Below are 17,742 nucleotides of genomic sequence, written 5' to 3' on the forward strand. Positions count from 1 at the left end.
CTTCCCTCCTTGCGGTAATCCCTTTCCGGCGTACCGATCCCTGTCGGCACACACCCCTCCCATCTCCGACAAAAAGCGCTTTATAGCACTAAAGGAAAAGAATCTCCGCAAGAGGGAAGATCACTTGAATGGTGTCCCGTCACTGCCGCCGGAAGGACCGGAGGTCACCGGGCCGCCGTCCTAGATGGGCGAGCCGTCGTCCCCGTCACCCGGTCGAGGCCCCGGATTTCCCGTCTCGTTCCACGAAGGAGACGACGACGTGGTGGGCTGCCCCGGCTCCGGCGACACCGGGACCGGCGGCGGGGTGGGCACGAACATCGTCGGCGGCAACGGCCTCGGCGGCGGCTGGACATCCTCGTACCGGCGGAACAGCAACCAGGTCATCACGGTCAGCAGCACCAGCAACACGGTCAGCACGGCCCCGGCGACGATCACCGACCGGCGCGTCTCGGTGGGCGGTGGCGCGGCCTTGGGCGGGGCGGGCAGCGCGGGCGAGCGATCGCTCACCCAGTGGGGCGCGAAGTCCGGGCCGTGCCGTTCGCCGATGAGCATGCCGCCCACCAGCACCGGTTCGAGGAAACGCTCCGCTCCCGCCCGGCCTGGTTCGTACGGCGTGGCCACCCACGGCGCACTGCCACCGTCCATGGCCAGCACCTGCGGCACCGCGCCGACCACCGCACCCCGGCCGCGCGTCGCCCTGGCCATCCACCCCCGCACGCCCGGACGGACGCCCGTCGCCTCGCGGATCCCGGTGACGAACCGGTCGCGGGCCACCGGGTCGAGCGCGGCACCCCTGGTCAGCACCGCAACCGAAACCACCCGGCCGTCCGACCCCTGCCCGAGGTAGACCAGCCCCGCCGGCCCCACCCGCAGGCGAGCCTGGAGGATGAAAGGCCCCAGATGGGGCGGGTCACCATACTGGAGCGGACTGGCCACGCTGCCATGAAAGCACACGGCGACGATCACACGGCTCCTCCGTGGGTACTAACAGGAAAATACGCACCCCGCCGGTATGCGGCCCGGCTTTTCGTTTGGTGGAATATCAACATGACCGTCGCCGAAGAACTGCCGAGCGAGACCGGCACCGGACTGCTGCGCGAGGCCCTGGCCGAGGTCCGGCGGGTCATCGTGGGCCAGGAGCACATGGTGGAGCGGCTCCTGGTGGCGCTCCTCGCCCGTGGCCACTGCCTGCTGGAGGGCGTGCCGGGCGTCGCCAAGACCCTGGCCGCCTCCACGCTGGCCACCGTGGTCGGCGGCGCGTTCGCCCGCATCCAGTTCACCCCCGACCTGGTCCCCAGCGACATCGTGGGAACCCGGGTCTACCATCCCTCCCGTGAGGCGTTCGACGTCGAACTCGGCCCGGTGTTCGTCAATTTCCTGCTCGCCGACGAGATCAACCGCGCCCCGGCCAAGGTGCAGTCCGCGCTGCTGGAGGTCATGGCCGAGCGGCAGGTGTCCCTGGCCGGGCAGACGCACCCGCTGCCCAGGCCGTTCATCGTGATGGCCACCCAGAACCCGATCGAGTCCGAGGGCGTCTACCCGCTCCCGGAGGTCCAGCGCGACCGGTTCCTCTTCAAGATCCGCGTTGTCCATCCCAACGCCCACGAGGAACTGGAGATCCTGCACCGGATGAGCGTGACCCCTCCCACGCCCAGGGCCGTGCTCGACCCCGCGCAGCTGACCGCGCTGCAGGCGATGGCCGACCAGGTCTCGGTGCACCAGCTCGTCGCCGACTACGTGGTCCGGCTGGTGATGGCCACCCGCTCCCCCGGCGAGTACGGCCTGACCGAGCTGGAGGAGAACATCGAGATCGGGGTCAGTCCCCGCGCCACGCTCGGCCTGATCGCCGCCGGGCGTGGCCTGGCCCTGCTGCGAGGCCGCGACTACCTGCTCCCTGACGACGTCCGCGACGTCGCCGTGGACGTGATGTCCCACCGGCTGATGCTCAGCTTCGACGCGCTGGCCGACGGGGTCGACCCCGAGGACGTGGTCAGGCAGATCCTGGCCGTCGTCCCGCCGCCCCTGGTGGTGTGGAACCAGGGCCCCCGATGACCACGCCTGCCATGAGTACCGCCGAACAGGCGCTGCGCCGGCTCGAACTGACCATCGTCCGCCGGCTGGACGGGCTGCTGCACGGCTCCTACCAGGGACTTCTCCCCGGCCCGGGCAGCGAGTACGGTGACAGCCGGGTCTATGTCCCCGGCGAGGACGACATCCGCCGGATGGACTGGGCGGTGACCGCCCGCACGACCGTCCCGCACGTGCGGGACCTGATCGCCGACCGGGAGCTGGAGACCTGGGCGCTGGCCGATCTGTCGCCCAGCATGGACTTCGGCACCGCCACGATGGAGAAGCGGGACCTGGTGGTGGCCACGATCGGGGCGGTCGGCTTCCTGACCGGCCGGATCGGCAACCGTTTCGGCGCCTACGTCCTGCACGACGAGTACATCCACCGGATGCCCGCCAGAGGGGGCCGTTCCGCCCTGTACGGCCTGCTGCACTCCCTGATGGAAGCCCCTCGGGGACGGCCGGTCGCCGGCGCCCCCGACCTCGCCGAGGCGATCGACGTGCTCGCCTCGGCACGGCGGCGGCGCGGCATGCGGGTGATCGTCTCCGATTTCCTGGACGCCGGCCCCACCCTCGACCCCGGCCTGGAACTGCCCTGGGAACGGCCGATCCGCCGCCTGGCCACCCGCCATCAGGTGCTGGCCATCGAGGTGATCGACCCACGCGAACTGGAGCTGCCCCCGGTGGGGCTGGTCACCCTGACCGACCCGGAGTCCGGGCGGAGCCGCCGGATCCAGCTCACCCCCAAGGTGCGCGCGGCCTACGCGCAGGCGGCCGCCGCCCAGCGGGCGGTGACCCGGATGGCGCTGCGCCGCTGCGGGGTGGCGCACCTGGTGCTGCGCACCGACCATGACTGGATCTTCGACATCGCCCAGTTCGTGCTGCGGCAGCGGCGCATGGCACATCTGACGCACCGGCACCCGAGCGCAGGAGTGGCGCGGTGACCTTCCTCTCTCCGGTCCTGCTGTGGTTGTTCGCTGTACTCGCGCTGACCGTGGCGGGCTACGTGGCCGCCCAGTTCGCCCGGCGCCGCTACGCGCTGCGCTTCACCAACCTGCCGCTGCTGGCACTGGTGGTCCCTGAAGGACCGGGCTGGCGACGGCACGTCGCCCCGGCCCTGTTTCTGCTGATGATGAGCCTGTTGGCCGTCGGCGCGGCCCGGCCGGCCGACTCGGTGCGGGTGCCCCGTGACCGCGCGACCATCATCATCGCGCTGGACGTCTCGCTGTCGATGGAGGCCGCCGACGTCCGGCCCACCCGGATCGCCGCCGCCAAGGAGGCCGCCCAGAAGTTCGTCAAGAACCTGCCGGAACGCTTCAACGTCGGAGTGGTCGCCTTTGCCCGCTCGGCCTCGGTCGTGGTCTCCCCCACCACCGACCACCAGGCGGTGTCCACCGCGCTCGGCAACCTGACCACCCGGGCGGGCACCGCCATCGGTGAGGCGGTGTTCAGCTCCCTCGACTCGATCCGTTCCTTCGACCAGCGGGCGGTCACCGATCCGCCGCCCGCGGCGATCGTGCTGCTGTCCGACGGGGACAATACCTCGGGCCGGTCGGTGGCCGAGGCGATCGACGCGGCCACGAGCGCGCACGTGCCGATCTCCACGATCGCCTACGGCACCCAGGACGGCACCGTCTCGATCGACGGCCGCCCCGTGAACGTGCCGGTGAACAAGACCACGTTGCAGACCCTGGCGGGGGGTACCTCCGGCCGGGCCTACGAGGCGGAGTCGGACAGCCAGCTCCGGGAGGTGTACGAGCAGATCGGTACCTCTCTCGGCTACCGGACGGTCCACCAGGAGATCAGCCAGTGGTTCGTCGTGGCGGCCTTCCTGACCGGCCTGCTGGCCGCCGCGGCGGCCCTGCTGCTGGGATCGCGGCTGCCCTGACCTGGTGCCGGCCATTGGTAACGTTCTACGTCGTGGCACATTACTTCGAGGAGCGCCCCGAGACCGCCAGCCGTCCCGGCTCGGTCACGCTCGTTCTCCCCGACCTTCATCTGAAGCTGGAGACCGACAGCGGGGTCTTCTCCCCCGAGCGGATCGACCAGGGCACCCGGATCCTGCTGGAGACCGTGCCCCCTCCTGCCGGCGGCGAGCTGCTCGATCTGGGCTGCGGATACGGGCCGATCGCGCTGACGATGGCCTCCCGCGCGCCCGGGGCGACGGTCTGGGCGGTGGACGTCAACCGCCGGTCGGTCGAGCTGTGCGCCAGGAATGCGCGGACCGCCGCCCTTGACAAAGTAAGGTCGGTACACGTCGACGAGGTCCCGCCGGAGGTCCGCTTCACGACCATCTGGTCCAACCCGGCGATCCGCATCGGCAAGGCCGCGATGCACGAGATGCTGACCCGCTGGCTGTCGCGGCTCACCCCCGACGGCGTCGCCTATCTGGTGGTCCAGAAGCACCTGGGATCGGACTCCCTGCAGCGCTGGCTGAACGAGCAGGGCTGGCCCACGACCCGCACCGCCTCCCGGTCCTCCTACCGGATCCTTCAGGTGCGGGCCCGGTCCGGCGAGCCCGGCGCGGCGGAACCGGCCGGGTGAGTCCCGCGCACGGGCCATGCGCGGGGAGTGGAACGGCGGGCGAGGCACAGACCACCCGCGAAACGATCGAGAAACGGTGAGCGAACGATGAGTGCAAACCCGCGCAGGCAGCTGCGGCCGACCGACGTCAAGCGGCTCAACCGCACCTGGCGCAGGAACACCGAGAGCCGGCTCGCCCTGATCGTGGAGTCGGTGACCGGCCCGTTCAACATCGGCTCCATCTTCCGTACGGCCGCCGCCTTCGGGGTGGAGCGGATCTGGCTGGCGGGCAACGCCACTCCCCCCACCAACCCCAAGGCGCAGAAGACCGCCCTGGGCACCGACCGTCTGGTGGCCTGGGAGGAGCCGGTCCCCGTGGTGGAGGCCGTACGGGCCGCCAAAAAGGACGGGTTCACCGTCGTCGCGGTGGAACTGACCGGGGACGCGGTGCCGCTGCACGAGGCGGAACTCGACGGCGACGTGTGCCTGGTGGTGGGCAGTGAGGACCACGGCTGCTCCCCCGCGCTGCTGGAGGCCGCCGACGGGGTCTGCTACATCCCCCAGGTCGGCCGGGTGGGCTCGTTCAACGTCGCGGTCGCGACCGCGATCACGCTGGCCGAGGCCCGCCGCCGGGAGTGGTCCGGCAAGGAGCCGCCGGCCGGAGACTGAGCACCCCCGGGGATCCCGTGACCTAAACGTTCACCCGCGCGCGATGACGGGCCGCCCTCACACCGGGCATACTCCTGCACGTGCAGCGCGGTTACCCCTTCCTCGATCATCCCGGCCCGCTCGCCTTCGCCCACCGGGGCGGGGCCTCCGAGGGCAGGGAGAACACCCATGCCGCGTTCGCCCGCGCTGTGGAGCTCGGCTACACCTACCTGGAGACCGACGCGCACGCCACCGCCGACGGGGTGCTGCTGGCCTTCCACGACCACACTCTGGACCGGGTGACCGACCGGCGTGGCCGGGTCGCCGGCCTGCCCTACCGCCTGGTGCGCGAGGCACGGATCGGCGGCGTGGACGAGATCCCGCTCGTGGAGGACCTGCTGGGCTCCTGGCCTCAGGCACGCTTCAACATCGACATCAAGGACGCCGCGGCCATCGCACCGCTGGCCGCGGCGGTCAGGCGGACCAACGCCTACGAGCGGATCTGCCTCACCTCCTTCTCCGGCGAGCGGCTGGCCCGCGCCCGCGCCGTGGTCGGCCACGAGGTGTGCTCCGCGCTCGGGCCGCGCGGCGTCGCCGCCCTGCGGGCCGCCGCCACCACCTCCGGCTACGGCCGCCTGCTCACCGGGCTGGCGCGCGCCGGAGTGCCGTGCGCACAGGTGCCGCTGGGCTTCCGCGGCCTGCGCGTCACCACGACCTCCCTGATCCGTACGGCACACGCCCTCGGCATGCAGATCCACGTGTGGACCGTCAATGACACCCGGGAGATGGAGCGCCTGCTCGACCTCGGCGTGGACGGTGTGATGACCGACAACATCTCCGGCCTCCGCGAGGTTCTGGAGGCACGCGGCCAGTGGCACCCCGGCCGGCTCGCCGCGTAGCTGTACCCCCCGGCCACCCCCCAGCGAACCGAGGAACGCCCATGACCACCGGACAGGTCCTCGAGGACTCCCCCCGGGCCCTCCGCCGCGAACAGCGCGGCTGGTACTTCTACGACTGGGCGAACTCCGCCTTCCCCACCACGGTCCTGACGGTCTTCCTCGGCCCGTACCTGACGACGATCGCCGAGACCGCCGCCCAGGGCCGCCCGTATGTGGACGTGCTCTGGTTCGACGTACGGCCCAGCGCCTACTACTCCTTCGTGGTGGGCGCCGCGGCCATCCTCCAGATCATCCTGATGCCCATCGCCGGCGCCCTGGCCGACCACACCGGCCGCAAGAAAGAGCTGATGGGCCTGTTCGCCTACCTCGGCGCCGGGGCCACGATCTGCTTCTGGTTCGTCGCCGACGGCCGCTACCTCCTGGGCGGCGGGCTGTTCGTGATAGCCAACACGGCCTTCGCCGCCTCGTTCGTGATCTACAACTCGTTCCTGCCGGACATCTCCACGCCGGACGAGCGCGACCGGGTCTCCGCGCGGGGCTGGGGTTTCGGCTACCTGGGCGGCGGCCTGCTGCTCGCCCTCAATCTCGCGCTCTTCCTCGAACACGACTCCTTCGGCGTGTCCGAGGGCGAGGCCGTGCGCATCGCCCTGTCCTCGGCCGGTCTGTGGTGGGCCGGGTTCACGGTCATCCCGCTGCTGCGGCTGCGCAACCGGCGCGCGCTCGCCTCGGGCGCCGAGAACGTCACACAGGCCGTGACCGGCACCTTCCGGCAGCTCGGCCGTACGGTCGTGGAACTGCGCCGTTACCCGCTGACGCTGGGATTCCTGGTCGCCTACCTGATCTACAACGACGGCGTGCAGACCGTCATCTCCTTCTCGGCCACCTACGCCGACAAGGAGCTCGGGCTGAGCCAGACCGTGCGGATCGCGGCGATCCTGATGGTGCAGTTCGTCGCCTTCGGCGGCGCCCTGCTGCTGGGCCGGCTCGCCGTCTCCTACGGGGCCAAACGTGTCGTGCTGGGCGCCCTGGTCGGCTGGACGGCCGTGGTGGCGGTGGCCTACTTCCTGCCCAAGGGGGCGGCGCTGCCGTTCTTCGCGCTCGGATTCGCCATCGCGATCGTGATGGGCGGCACCCAGGCCCTGTCGCGGTCACTGTTCTCGCACGTGATCCCGGTGGGCAAGGAGGCGGAATACTACAGCCTCTACGAGATCAGCGACAAGGGCTCGACGTTCCTCGGTTCGTTCACCCTCGGCCTGGCGCTCCAGTTCACCAACAGTTACCGCCTCGGCATCATCTCGCTGGTGATCTTCTTTGTGCTCGGCTTCGTCATGCTGGCCGCCGTCAACCTGCCCAAGGCCATCCGGGCGGCCGGTAATCCGGTGCCGGAACGCATCTGAGAAGCTCTCCGAAAGGGCTCCAGCGCAGACCGGGTCAAGAACGCGCGATTGGATCACCCCATGTGTGGGAATCCACACACGGTATCAAGCGTTGTACGCCGTGGGAGACAGACCCCTCACGACGGGGCCCTCAGGAGGCATTGAGACATGGGCGAGCGTGCGCTACGCGGTACCCGACTCGGGGCGACCAGCTACGAGAACGACCGCAACACCGATCTGGCCCCGCGCCAGGAGGTGTCCTACACCTGCCCGAAGGGCCATCGATTCAACGTTCCGCTCGCTGCGGAGGCCGAGATCCCGGCCACCTGGGAGTGCCGCATGTGCGGCGCGACCGCCCTTCGAGTCGACGGCGAGCTGCCGGAGGCCAAGAAGGCCAAGCCCCCGCGGACACACTGGGACATGCTGCTGGAGCGCCGCACGATCGAGGACCTGGAGGAGGTGCTCAACGAGCGCCTGGCGATTCTACGCGCCCAGCGCCGTAAGAGCGCCTGACCGGCTCAGGAGACCCCCGGCATCCGAGAAGGGAGCCGGGGGTCTCCGTCTGCCTGGAGGCAAGTCCGTGAAGTGGACCAGCCGGCCGTGCGGACATTGGATCTCGCCACCGGCCTACCGGCCCTTTAGGGTCGTTACCTGGCGTCCTCTTCACGGTTGAGACCGGAATTTCCATGGTTGTGACCGGGATTCCGGATCGCCCGACACCGCACTGCTTCTCCTCCCCGGATCTGAAACCGGGGATCCATGACCGGGAGGGATTCGGATGGACACGGCAGCCGCCGAAAAAGCGAGGGCGCTACGGGCGCTGCACGTACCGGGCAACCCGCTGGTGGTGCCCAACGTCTGGGACGCGGCGTCGGCCCGGACCGTCGAGGCGGCCGGATTCCCGGTGGTCGCGACCGCAAGCGCGGCGGTCGCCCCGGTGCTCGGATACGACGACGGAGAGAGCACGCCGGTCGAGGAGATGCTGGCCGCGATCGCCCGGATCACCCGGGCGGTCGACGTCCCCGTCACCGCCGACCTGGAGCGCGGCTACGGGATGGAGCCGGCGGAGCTGGTGGAGCGGCTCGCCGCCACCGGCGCGGCCGGCTGCAACCTGGAGGACTCCGACCCCCGCACGGGCAAGATGATCGACGCCGAGGAGCAGGCCGCCTTCCTCGCCGCCGTCCGCGCCGCGGCCTCGGACGCGGGCACCGGCCTGGTGATCAACGCGCGGGTCGACACCTACATCCACGGTGAGGGAACCCCCGCCGAGAAGCTCGCCGAAGCGATCCTGCGCGGGCGCCGCTACCTGCGGGCCGGGGCCGACTGCGTCTATCCGATCATCGTCTCCGAGGCCGGGGCGATCCGTTCACTGGCCGAGGAGATCGGCGGTCCGATCAACGTCGCGTTCCACCCCGGCACGCCGTCCCTCGGCGAACTCGCCGGTCTCGGGGTCGCCCGCGTGAGCTTCGGCCCCGGTCTGCACCGGGCCGCGCAGTCCTACACGGCACAGATGGTCGCGGCCATCAAGGCCGGCCAGAGCCCCTACGGCCCGGACCTCCCGGCCGGCCGGTAACGGGCGGCCGGTAACGGGCGGCCGGTAACGGGCGGCCGGTAACGGGCGGCCGGTAACGGGCGGTTCGAGAGCCGCGTCCGCCGGTAGGCCGGGTACGGCCTACCGGCCGGTTTCCGCGCCGTTGGGTGCGGTCCGGCTGAGGATGGGGGTCTCCGGGAGGTGCTGGTCGGCAGGTGTCGACAGTCCTTCCGACAGTGCCGGGGTGGCCCGGCCGGGCTCGGAGGGTGCTGCCCGTTCCAGGAAGCGGAGCAGTTCGACGGGGAAGGGCAGCACGAGGGTGGAGTTCTTCTCAGCGGCGACTTCGACGACGGTCTGCAGTAGGCGTAGCTGCAGCGCGGCGGGGTGCGTGGCCATCGTTTCGGCGGCTTGGGCCAGCTTCTTCGAGGCCTGCAGCTCACCCTCGGCGGTGATGATGCGGGAGCGCCGTTCACGTTCCGCTTCAGCCTGCCGCGACATGGACCGCTTCATCGACTCGGGCAGTACCACGTCTTTGATCTCGACGCGGTCGATGTGCACGCCCCAGCCCACGGCCGGGCTGTCGATCATCAGCTCCAGGCCCTGGTTGAGCCGCTCCCGGTTGGACAGCAGGTCGTCCAGGTCGCTCTTGCCGATGATCGAACGCAGCGAGGCCAGCGCAACCTGGCGAATGGCCGATTCGTAGTCCTGGACGCCGACGACCACGCGCACCGGGTCGATGACCCGGAAGTAGATGACGGCATCGACGTGAACCGTCACGTTGTCACGGGTGATGGCGTCCTGGGCAGGTACCGGCATGGTGATGACCTGCATGTTGACCTTCTGCAGGCGGTCGGCGACCGGCATGATCAGGGCGAGCCCGGGACTGCGGATCTCAGCGCGTACCTGCCCGAACCGGAAAACGACACCCCGCTCGAACTGTTTGACGATCCGGACACTGGCCCTCAGCCATATCGCGCCCAGCACGAGGACCGCGATCAGCGCAGAGATGACGATGGTGGTCATTTCGCCCTCCCATGTCTCCCCTCGGTCCCGCCGCCTCAGAGGCTTCTTCGATTGATAGCCGGTTCGCCGGCCCCACCCGTGGCGGATGGACCGGCCGTCCGTGGTCACCGGGCACGGCACACCTCCTGGAGGTGCCTGTCCGTCAGGGACGGTCTCGCCGTTTCGCCCATTCGAACATTTCTATCGTAACGCGGCGCATAGTGCCCGAAACCTCCCGCTCGGGAGCCTCGACGAGGACGCGGGCGGCGCGGGTGGCCACCCTCACGCAGGCGCCGGGTCAGGGCCTCTCCGGCCTGATCGACAACAGCTGCGGAGGTAATAGGGTTTACGACCTATGTTCAGGTACGTAAAGCGTTGTGACCTTAAGACCGTTATATGGGTCCTTGCCCTAAGTATTTCGGCTTCGCTGGCCGGCGGCATCGTCGTACTGAGTGGTCACCTCGCACCGGCCCCCGAGGCGCTCCCCCCGTCCACGGCCGCCCTGCCCGAGATCTCGGTGACGCCCACCCCGCCCCCTGAGCCGGCGCAGACATCCGAGCCCGAGCAGACGTTCCTCATGGCCAACGGGCGGCGGCAGCCGGCCAGGGCGACGGTGCCGAAGGCGGCGAGCGGTCGCTACGCCGTCGTCGCCGGCGGGGGCCGCCCTCCCGCAGGCCGTAAGGGTCAAGTGATCCGGTACATGGTCGAGGTCGAGCGCGGCCTGCCGTTCGACGGGCGGGAGTTCGCCGACGAGGTGCACCGGATCCTCAACGACCGGCGGAGCTGGGGATTCCGGTTCCAGCGGGTGGAGCGCGGCCCGGTGAAGATCAAGGTGTCGCTGTCCAGCCCGGCGACGACGGACCGGCAGTGCCTGCCGATGATCACTCTTGGCGCGCTGTCGTGCTGGAACGGCGAGCGCGCGGTCATCAACGCGGTGCGGTGGAACGTGGCCGTGCGCGGTTACGGGCGCGACGTCGCCTCCTACCGGGAATACGTCATCAACCACGAGGTCGGCCACGGCCTCGGCCACGGCCACACGCCCTGCCCGGGGCCGGGCAGGCTGGCTCCGGTGATGCTCCAGCAGACCAAGTCGCTGTACGGCTGCCGCCCCAACCCCTGGCCGTCGCCCGGAGGCTGAGACGCCCGCACAGGCTCACCACCTTAAAGCTCGCAAATCCCCACCCCCTAAAGTTAGACAGGGCACCACTTTTGAGAACAAGGGGATACCTGATGCTGCACGAGAGACTGTCGTCGATCTACGACAACGTTTTGCGTCGCAATCCTGGGGAGATCGAGTTCCACCAGGCTGTTCGTGAAGTACTCGAAAGTGTCGGCCCGGTTCTCGGCAAGCATCCGGAGTATGCCGAATCCAAGATCATTGAACGGATCTGCGAGCCCGAACGACAGATCATCTTCCGGGTGCCCTGGGAGGACGACAGGGGCGAGGTGCACATCAACCGGGGCTTCCGGGTCGAGTTCAACAGCGCCCTCGGCCCGTACAAGGGCGGCCTGCGCTTCCACCCCTCGGTCTATCTCGGCATCGTCAAGTTTCTCGGCTTCGAGCAGATCTTCAAGAACAGCCTGACCGGCCTGCCGATCGGCGGCGGCAAGGGCGGCTCGGACTTCGACCCGAAGGGACGCTCCGCCCGCGAGATCATGCGCTTCTGCCAGAGCTTCATGACCGAGCTCTACCGTCACATCGGCGAGTACACCGACGTTCCGGCCGGCGACATCGGGGTCGGGCAGCGCGAGGTCGGCTACCTGTTCGGCCAGTACAAGCGCATCACCAACCGCTACGAATCCGGAGTGATCACCGGCAAGGGCCTCAGCTACGGCGGCGCACAGGTGCGGACCGAGGCCACCGGGTACGGCTGCGCGTTCTTCGTCGACGAGATGCTCCGGGCACGTGGCACGTCGTTCGACGGCAAGCGTGTCGTGGTGTCCGGAGCGGGCAATGTCGCCCTCTACACCATCGAGAAGGTGCAGCAGCTCGGCGGCACCGTAATCGCCTGCTCCGACTCCTCGGGTTATGTCCTCGACGAAAAGGGCATCGATCTCGACCTTCTCAAGCAGGTCAAGCAGGTCGAGCGCCACCGGCTGGACGTCTACGCCGAGCGCCGCAGCGAGCACGCGACCTTCGTGGCCGGTCAGAGCATCTGGGAACTGCCCTGCGAGGTGGCGATGCCGTCGGCCACCCAGAACGAGATCACCGGCCGCGACGCCGAACTGCTCATCCGCAATGGTTGCGTCGCGGTCGGCGAAGGCGCCAACATGCCCACCACACCCGAGGGCATCCGGGCGTTCCAGGAGGGCGGCGTGTCCTTCGGCCCGGGCAAGGCGGCCAACGCGGGTGGCGTGGCCACCAGTGCGCTGGAGATGCAGCAGAACGCCAGCCGCGACTCGTGGACCTTCGAGTTCTCCGAACACCGTCTGCAGGCCATCATGCGCGACATTCACGGCCGCTGCCTGCAGAGTGCCGATGAATACGGCATGCCGGGCAACTACGTGGCCGGCGCCAACATCGACGGGTTCAAGCGGGTCGCCGATGCGATGCTCTCGCTCGGCCTGATCTGAGCACGTCCAGGGCGGAGGGGCCGCTGAGGCCCCTCCGCGCAGCCTCCCGGGGCTGCGATTTCGCTGTCACCGACGGTGAGGGAACCGCCGGCGGGGATGTTCGACCTCAGACGGTGAGGGAACCGCCTGAGGCGGATGTTCAACCTCAGGCGACGAGGTTGACGTAGTAGGTGGAGTAACCGTTCATGTCGATCAGGCGGGTGCCGACCCGCCTGGCCCCTGTGCTGCCGATGTTGAGGCAGGAGTCGAAGGCGTTCTGGTAGACGTACATCGGACCATAGGGGCCGGTCCAGACGGCTCCGTTGGCGGCCTCGGCGTAGAACGCGGCGTAGCGGTTGTTGGTGTTGAGGACGTATGCCTCCCCACCGGGATCGATGGCCCACCAGCCCCGGGTGCCCCACTGGCCGTAGTCCCGGCAGCCGTCGGGGCTGTAGAACATGATCGCGACCCACACCTTGGAGACGTAGCGGTTACGGAAGTGCAACTCCATGGCCTACTCCTCCGGTTCCGTGAACCGCTGGGCCAGCGGCCTGGCGTCGATCGCCTGGTCGGCCAGGGGCGGCAGGTGATCGTCGCCCCCCGCGGCGACGGCGACTCGGTCCGCCGTCCCCAGGCGCGCGTTCACCTCGCCCGTGTTGCCCTCTGTCGTGTCGGCGAACGCCACCCGTGGGTCGGGGAAACGCTCGGTGCCGTTGTCCGGCATGGTGCTCAACTCCATCCCTTGAATGCGTTGAGTGATTGATTGAAAACTTACAGTTACAGTCAAGGGTTGTAAAGAAGGGAGTAAACGGATTTCAGGGGAGGAGAACTCCTCCACCCCACGTCCACATCCGGCCAAGAATGATGGAAAAAGCGGGCGTCTCCTTACTTAAAGTGGCCTTTATGCAGAAGCAGTCAGGAGGCGGTATGACCCTCCGGTCCGAGCTCGTCGGGAACCCGAACATCGTCCGGCTGTCGGCCAGCATGCTCGATCGCCGCGAGGGCGACTGCGGTGACTTCGCCGCGGCCAAGGCACGCCCGGACGTGCGGTCCCAGGTCTTCGAACGCCGGCGCTTCGCCCCCTGGGAGAGCTTCCCCCTCGGCCTGGTCATGCAGGTGCTGGACGCCGTCGAATTCGACGGTGCCGACGTGGACGAGGCGGTCATGCGGGCCGTCGAGGACAACCGTGACCCGGTGCATCCCGGAGCCGCGCGCTGGATCCTGCATGCCTGCCGCACCTACCTGGAGACGGCCGAGAGCCTCGCCGCGGAGGAGGACGGCCTCCTTCCGGAGCGCCATCCGCGGATCGTCCAGCGGAGCGGTTCGTCCGCGGAGATGCGGGCCCTGACCGCCTGGGGCCGCTGGTACGGCTCGCCGGATGGCGCCGTGGTGGAGTTCCGCCGGATGCGGCTGCGGCGCCCGCTGGGCAGGGCCGACGACCCGGCCACGCTGGCGATGGCCTACGTGGCCGCGGCGGGCGACCGGGCGGTGGGCAGCACCCAGGACCTCTACCGGAGCGTTCCCGTCCCGGTCCGCGAGCCCGGTACGAGCCCGGCACGAGTACGGGTGGTCGAGGTCGGTCTCACCGACGGCACCGCGGCGGTGCTCGTGGACGCCGCACCGGAGGACGTGCGGCACGCCTATCTCTCTTCCGCGAGACCGGTGGCCACCGGTCTGCTGGCCGGCGGCCATCGGTCACCCGGGGGCGACTGCGCGGACTGCAAGTTGCGCGCCTCGTGCGGGGCGCTCCCGAGGACGCCGGGGCTGCTGGGGCTGCCCGATCGGGGGACCCACCGGCGCACCTGGTCGATAACGACGGCCCGGCAGTACCAGATCTGCCCGGCGCAGGCGCATATGCGCGACCTCCGGCTGCCCGTCGAGGAGTCCGAGAGCACGGCGGTCCGGCGCGGGCTGGCCGTGCACCAGTGGCTGGAGGCCGCGCACAGCCGCCCCGGAGCACGGCCGTGCACATCGGACGATCTCCCCGATCCCGGAGCCGATGACTTCGCGCGGGCCGGGGCGCCGGTGAGCAGGGACGACTACCGTCAGGCCCGGCCGTACCTGCTCCAGCACCTGCGTGTGTGCCCGCTGGCCGGCCGCGAGGTCACCCAGGTCGTGCCCGAGCCCCGGCTGGCCGCCTACGACTCCGACGCCGACGTCCTGGTCATCGCCAACCCCGACCTGCTGCGCCGGGTTGACGGGCGTCTGGTCTACCGGGAGCAGAAGACCTCGGCGGTGGACCGCGGCATCACCGCCGAGAACGCGCTGGACCTGGTCCCGCAGCTCGCCCTGGCGGTCTGTCTGATAGCGGACGGCGCGTTCGGCGACACCGGCGGGCTGGTCGAGCTGGAGCAGCTCACCCCCGTGTCGGGTGACGTCATCACCTTCGACGTCGCGGATCCGGAGGTGCTCGCGAGTGCCCGTGCCGTCGTGTCCGACCACACCCGCGCCTGGCACCGCGACATCACCTTCCGTCCGGCCCCCGGCCCCTGGTGCCGCGTCTGCCCGGTGACCCGCTGGTGCCCGGACGCCTCCGAGGCCGGCGAGGACGCACTGCTCGTCCTGGACGGTCTGGTGATCGACCCTGCCACCGGCGAGATCCTGCGGTCCTCCGGCCGCGCGAGCAGCCGCGCCGAAGCGGTGGCGGAGACGATCGCCGCGCCCGGAAGCGACGACGATCCCGCCTTCTGACGGAGGCCCGGGATCAGCGACCTCCAGGGGCCTACTTCGCTCTCGGGCGGTTGCTCCACTTCGGCTTGCGGAACAGGTCGCGGCGTTCCAGGAGGTAGGCGAGTTTCGAGGCCGCGGTCCGGACCGTCTCCTCGTGCCGGTGTCGTTTCTCGGGGACGACGGCGCTCCAGCGTTCGAGGAGGCGGGCCATCTCGTCGGCGACCTCGCCGATCACCCGGTAGCGGGTGCTGAAGGTGTAGAGATCACCGTGCACCTCGTTCACCAGATCCTCGTCGACCCGGCGGGTCAGCGGCCTGATCTTTCTGAGGATGTCGGCGTCCATGGCGGGGGTGGCCGGGGCACGGCGCGCGTCGCTCTCGGGCACCGAGATGAGCGCCCGGATCCGCGTGACGGCCAGAGTCCGCTCGGGCTGCGGGGTCGAGGGGTGCTCCGCGAGGTCCAGCAGGCGGCGGAGGGTCTCCTGTGTCCTGTCGTCGAACATGGAAACCCATCCCGCCCCTCGCGCCTGCCGTAAACGTGCGATCACATGCTATTCGACCAGGCGGTGCTCGATTTACAGCCTTCCGGCCAGGTACGTCCCAACCGGTTCGGCGGAGACATGCCGCATCCGCTATCGGACCGCCTTTTGAATTGAAATTGCCATTTAATCCAAAGAAGGATTTTTCATTTTTACGGGGACTTCCCCTAACCGGCCGACGCTAGCGGGGGCCGACGGGCCCGGTCAGGCGGCCGATGGTCAGGCCGGCCTGGCGGACCTTCTCCACCAGGGCGTACTCGTCCCCGGCGGGCCCGTTGGCAAGCACGGCGTAGCCGATCCGGCGCCCGGCTCCGATCATCACGCCCACGTCGGCCCGCACGCCGACGTCGGTACCGGTCTTGTTGGCCACCCAGACCGTCCCCGGGGGAACGGAGGGGAGAATGTTCCGGTCCTCCGGCTCGTGCGGCAGCAGGGCCGGGACCAGGCTCCGGTCGGTGTTGTGCGCCATCCAGCCCAGCAGAAGCCGGGTCCATTCCTGCCGGCCGTCGAGCCCGGTCGCGAACCGGGCGAGTTCGCCCGCCGTACCGACGGCGAAGGTCGGCGGGTGCGAGGGCAGGCGAGGCTCGCGGATCCGGTCGAGGATCCGCGTCCGCACAAAGCCGAGCGCGGCGGCTCCCTCGGCAACCCGGTCCAGTCCGAGCCGGCGCAGCAGCGCGTTGGTCGCGGTGTTGTCACTCACCGACGCGGTGAGCACGGCGAGGTCGCCGATGGTCCAGCGGCGGCCGGACAGGACGCCGAGGACACCGGAACCACCGCAGCGGTCGTCCTCCCGCAGCTCCACGACCTCAGCGGGATCGAGCGCCCCCGAGGCGATCTCCTGCGCGACCACGGCGAGCAGCAGCAGCTTTCCGGTGCTCGCAAGCGTCAGCTCGACGTCCTCGTCGAGGGATATCAGCCCCGGCACCGATACGGCCACCGTGCACGTACCGCTCTCACCGGGCACGTCGAACTCCGTCATCGCCTCACCTTTCCGCAGGCCGTCATCTTTCCAGAGTCGATGATCGTGAGAGCGAGGAGGGTCCTGCATCCGGGTGCCGGAGGCCGCCGGCGAGGAGCCGGCCCGCGGGAGAGCCCTACCGGCCGCTTCTGCTCGGGAGCCACCCGTCCCCGCTGGGAAGCGCCGCGGCAGCAGCGGATGCTGATGGCTTTCCGTTCTCCCTCAAGGGTTGACACTGTTGTGGGGTTTAACGGCATACTCCACACTTAGGTCATTAATCACCAAGATGGATGTGTTCGGTCGCATTCCGGGTCTATGCGGTAACCCTGCGTCCCGGTCTGACCAAAAGGTTCAAAAAGCCACATCCGACAGCCCGGAGTTTTCATGAACAATCCGTTCGAGGAAGAAAACAGTCACTATCTCGTCCTGGCGAATACCGATGGCCAACACTCTCTCTGGCCCGTGTCCATCGAGGTTCCCCAGGGCTGGAATGTCGTGCATGGAGAAGACAGCCGGCAGAGCTGTCTCGACTTCATCAATGCGAACTGGACCGACATGCGTCCCCGCAGCCTCTCGGCACCCTGAACGCTTCCGCACTTCGCCCGTGCAGATCGCCCTCCATCGCGAGCCGCGTTCACCGTATGCCGCCCTTCCCAGGTGATTGACCGGCATCCCTCGTCATCGGTTCTGTTGTCACACCGTTGTGCCCTGAATCTGGAGATTCCGTGAACCCGCTTTCCTTTCGAGACAATCTGGCTCAGCTGTTCGAGGCGCGGGTGGCAGCGGCTCCGGACGCCGAGGCGGTGGTCTGCGGCGGGATCAGCCTGTCGGCGGCGGAACTGAACGGACGGGCCAACGCCCTGGCCCGGCGACTGGTGGCCGCGGGCGTCGGACCCGAGACACCCGTCGTCGTGCTGATGCAACGCTCAGCCGACGTCGTGGTGACCCTGCTGGCCGTCGTCAAGGCCGGCGGAACC

20 protein-coding genes are annotated in these 17,742 nt (G+C 69.3%); 14 read left to right on the forward strand and 6 right to left on the reverse strand.

From position 1 onward, the window contains the following. Positions 1 to 180 precede the first annotated feature (180 nt). Positions 181 to 966 carry a hypothetical protein gene (locus ACIN94_RS25890; protein ID WP_400710935.1) on the reverse strand — a complete coding sequence of 262 codons (786 nt, stop codon included), beginning with the start codon at positions 964 to 966 and terminating at the stop codon, positions 181 to 183. Positions 967 to 1,047: 81 nt separating this feature from the next. Here ACIN94_RS25890 and ACIN94_RS25895 point away from each other — a divergent pair, with 81 nt between their 5' ends. The 9 genes from ACIN94_RS25895 to ACIN94_RS25935 all read left to right on the forward strand — a co-directional run bounded on the left by ACIN94_RS25895 (position 1,048) and on the right by ACIN94_RS25935 (position 9,086). Then, positions 1,048 to 2,052 (forward strand): AAA family ATPase, encoded by a 1,005-nt coding sequence (locus ACIN94_RS25895; protein ID WP_400710938.1) that lies wholly within the window; start codon positions 1,048 to 1,050, stop codon positions 2,050 to 2,052. Beyond that, positions 2,049 to 3,011: a DUF58 domain-containing protein gene (locus ACIN94_RS25900; RefSeq protein ID WP_400710941.1), complete on the forward strand. Its 963-nt coding sequence runs from the start codon at positions 2,049 to 2,051 to the stop codon at positions 3,009 to 3,011. The genes ACIN94_RS25895 and ACIN94_RS25900 overlap by 4 nt, the downstream gene beginning before the upstream one ends. Next, positions 3,008 to 3,955: a VWA domain-containing protein gene (locus ACIN94_RS25905; RefSeq protein WP_400710944.1), complete on the forward strand. Its 948-nt coding sequence runs from the start codon at positions 3,008 to 3,010 to the stop codon at positions 3,953 to 3,955. Before ACIN94_RS25900 ends, ACIN94_RS25905 begins: the two co-directional genes overlap by 4 nt. A 32-nt stretch (positions 3,956 to 3,987) precedes the next feature. After that, a complete protein-coding gene (locus ACIN94_RS25910; RefSeq protein ID WP_400710947.1) occupies positions 3,988 to 4,611 on the forward strand; it encodes a class I SAM-dependent methyltransferase in 624 nt (207 codons plus the stop codon). 87 nt (positions 4,612 to 4,698) lie between these two features. Further along, a complete protein-coding gene (locus tag ACIN94_RS25915) occupies positions 4,699 to 5,259 on the forward strand; it encodes an RNA methyltransferase (protein ID WP_400710950.1) in 561 nt (186 codons plus the stop codon). Between the two features lie 80 nt (positions 5,260 to 5,339). Continuing rightward, the gene (locus tag ACIN94_RS25920; RefSeq protein WP_400710952.1) at positions 5,340 to 6,137 is read left to right on the forward strand and encodes a glycerophosphodiester phosphodiesterase family protein; all 798 of its coding nucleotides are present in this window, start codon (positions 5,340 to 5,342) and stop codon (positions 6,135 to 6,137) included. Positions 6,138 to 6,178: 41 nt separating this feature from the next. Next, the gene (locus ACIN94_RS25925) at positions 6,179 to 7,534 is read left to right on the forward strand and encodes an MFS transporter (protein ID WP_400710955.1); all 1,356 of its coding nucleotides are present in this window, start codon (positions 6,179 to 6,181) and stop codon (positions 7,532 to 7,534) included. Positions 7,535 to 7,681: 147 nt separating this feature from the next. Then, the gene (locus tag ACIN94_RS25930) at positions 7,682 to 8,026 is read left to right on the forward strand and encodes an RNA polymerase-binding protein RbpA (RefSeq protein ID WP_400710958.1); all 345 of its coding nucleotides are present in this window, start codon (positions 7,682 to 7,684) and stop codon (positions 8,024 to 8,026) included. Between the two features lie 265 nt (positions 8,027 to 8,291). Then, positions 8,292 to 9,086, forward strand: coding sequence for an isocitrate lyase/phosphoenolpyruvate mutase family protein (locus ACIN94_RS25935; RefSeq protein ID WP_400710961.1), 795 nt, complete (start codon positions 8,292 to 8,294; stop codon positions 9,084 to 9,086). Positions 9,087 to 9,185: 99 nt separating this feature from the next. Here ACIN94_RS25935 and ACIN94_RS25940 read toward each other — a convergent pair whose 3' ends face one another. Further along, positions 9,186 to 10,067 (reverse strand): slipin family protein, encoded by an 882-nt coding sequence (locus ACIN94_RS25940; RefSeq protein WP_400710964.1) that lies wholly within the window; start codon positions 10,065 to 10,067, stop codon positions 9,186 to 9,188. A gap of 334 nt (positions 10,068 to 10,401) precedes the next feature. On the opposite strand from ACIN94_RS25940, the gene ACIN94_RS25945 reads away from it, so the two are divergent. Both ACIN94_RS25945 and gdhA read left to right on the forward strand, forming a co-directional pair. Then, positions 10,402 to 11,184 (forward strand): DUF3152 domain-containing protein, encoded by a 783-nt coding sequence (locus ACIN94_RS25945; protein ID WP_400710967.1) that lies wholly within the window; start codon positions 10,402 to 10,404, stop codon positions 11,182 to 11,184. Positions 11,185 to 11,276: 92 nt separating this feature from the next. Continuing rightward, complete coding sequence (gene gdhA, locus ACIN94_RS25950; RefSeq protein ID WP_400710970.1) at positions 11,277 to 12,620, forward strand: NADP-specific glutamate dehydrogenase; 1,344 nt, start codon at positions 11,277 to 11,279, stop codon at positions 12,618 to 12,620. A gap of 145 nt (positions 12,621 to 12,765) precedes the next feature. Here the strand turns inward: gdhA and ACIN94_RS25955 are convergent, their stop codons facing one another. Together ACIN94_RS25955 and ACIN94_RS25960 are read right to left on the reverse strand one after the other, a co-directional pair. Beyond that, positions 12,766 to 13,110 (reverse strand): hypothetical protein, encoded by a 345-nt coding sequence (locus ACIN94_RS25955; protein WP_400710973.1) that lies wholly within the window; start codon positions 13,108 to 13,110, stop codon positions 12,766 to 12,768. A gap of 3 nt (positions 13,111 to 13,113) precedes the next feature. Continuing rightward, the gene (locus ACIN94_RS25960) at positions 13,114 to 13,332 is read right to left on the reverse strand and encodes a hypothetical protein (protein WP_400710976.1); all 219 of its coding nucleotides are present in this window, start codon (positions 13,330 to 13,332) and stop codon (positions 13,114 to 13,116) included. A 194-nt stretch (positions 13,333 to 13,526) separates the two neighbouring features. Here ACIN94_RS25960 and ACIN94_RS25965 point away from each other — a divergent pair, with 194 nt between their 5' ends. Then, positions 13,527 to 15,290, forward strand: coding sequence for a PD-(D/E)XK nuclease family protein (locus ACIN94_RS25965; RefSeq protein ID WP_400710979.1), 1,764 nt, complete (start codon positions 13,527 to 13,529; stop codon positions 15,288 to 15,290). Positions 15,291 to 15,321: 31 nt separating this feature from the next. On the opposite strand, the gene ACIN94_RS25970 is transcribed toward ACIN94_RS25965, so the two are convergent. After that, a complete protein-coding gene (locus ACIN94_RS25970) occupies positions 15,322 to 15,771 on the reverse strand; it encodes a hypothetical protein (RefSeq protein ID WP_400710982.1) in 450 nt (149 codons plus the stop codon). Between the two features lie 217 nt (positions 15,772 to 15,988). Continuing rightward, positions 15,989 to 16,786 (reverse strand): serine hydrolase, encoded by a 798-nt coding sequence (locus ACIN94_RS25975; RefSeq protein ID WP_400710985.1) that lies wholly within the window; start codon positions 16,784 to 16,786, stop codon positions 15,989 to 15,991. Positions 16,787 to 17,149: 363 nt separating this feature from the next. Between ACIN94_RS25975 and ACIN94_RS25980 the strand changes: the two genes are divergently transcribed. Together ACIN94_RS25980 and ACIN94_RS25985 are read left to right on the forward strand one after the other, a co-directional pair. Further along, on the forward strand, positions 17,150 to 17,350 hold the full coding sequence (locus ACIN94_RS25980) for an MbtH family protein (protein WP_400710988.1): 201 nt from the start codon (positions 17,150 to 17,152) through the stop codon (positions 17,348 to 17,350). Between the two features lie 140 nt (positions 17,351 to 17,490). Next, a partial coding sequence (locus tag ACIN94_RS25985) for an AMP-binding protein (RefSeq protein WP_400710991.1) occupies positions 17,491 to 17,742 on the forward strand: 252 nt, incomplete at its 3' end.

The organism is Streptosporangium sp. NPDC087985, from assembly GCF_044741965.1.
Classification (GTDB): Bacteria; Actinomycetota; Actinomycetes; order Streptosporangiales; family Streptosporangiaceae; genus Streptosporangium.

Excerpts from the sequence above, each read along its gene's own strand:
- gdhA (WP_400710970.1), top strand. The coding sequence starts at position 11,277 with ATGCTGCACGAGAGACTGTCGTCGATCTACGACAACGTTTTGCGTCGC.
- ACIN94_RS25945 (WP_400710967.1), top strand. The coding sequence starts at position 10,402 with ATGTTCAGGTACGTAAAGCGTTGTGACCTTAAGACCGTTATATGGGTC.
- ACIN94_RS25930 (WP_400710958.1), top strand. The coding sequence starts at position 7,682 with ATGGGCGAGCGTGCGCTACGCGGTACCCGACTCGGGGCGACCAGCTAC.
- ACIN94_RS25900 (WP_400710941.1), top strand. The coding sequence starts at position 2,049 with ATGACCACGCCTGCCATGAGTACCGCCGAACAGGCGCTGCGCCGGCTC.
- ACIN94_RS25935 (WP_400710961.1), top strand. The coding sequence starts at position 8,292 with ATGGACACGGCAGCCGCCGAAAAAGCGAGGGCGCTACGGGCGCTGCAC.
- ACIN94_RS25925 (WP_400710955.1), top strand. The coding sequence starts at position 6,179 with ATGACCACCGGACAGGTCCTCGAGGACTCCCCCCGGGCCCTCCGCCGC.
- ACIN94_RS25970 (WP_400710982.1), bottom strand. The coding sequence starts at position 15,771 with ATGTTCGACGACAGGACACAGGAGACCCTCCGCCGCCTGCTGGACCTC.
- ACIN94_RS25915 (WP_400710950.1), top strand. The coding sequence starts at position 4,699 with ATGAGTGCAAACCCGCGCAGGCAGCTGCGGCCGACCGACGTCAAGCGG.
- ACIN94_RS25895 (WP_400710938.1), top strand. The coding sequence starts at position 1,048 with ATGACCGTCGCCGAAGAACTGCCGAGCGAGACCGGCACCGGACTGCTG.
- ACIN94_RS25975 (WP_400710985.1), bottom strand. The coding sequence starts at position 16,786 with ATGACGGAGTTCGACGTGCCCGGTGAGAGCGGTACGTGCACGGTGGCC.
- ACIN94_RS25940 (WP_400710964.1), bottom strand. The coding sequence starts at position 10,067 with ATGACCACCATCGTCATCTCTGCGCTGATCGCGGTCCTCGTGCTGGGC.
- ACIN94_RS25965 (WP_400710979.1), top strand. The coding sequence starts at position 13,527 with ATGACCCTCCGGTCCGAGCTCGTCGGGAACCCGAACATCGTCCGGCTG.
- ACIN94_RS25980 (WP_400710988.1), top strand. The coding sequence starts at position 17,150 with ATGAACAATCCGTTCGAGGAAGAAAACAGTCACTATCTCGTCCTGGCG.
- ACIN94_RS25955 (WP_400710973.1), bottom strand. The coding sequence starts at position 13,110 with ATGGAGTTGCACTTCCGTAACCGCTACGTCTCCAAGGTGTGGGTCGCG.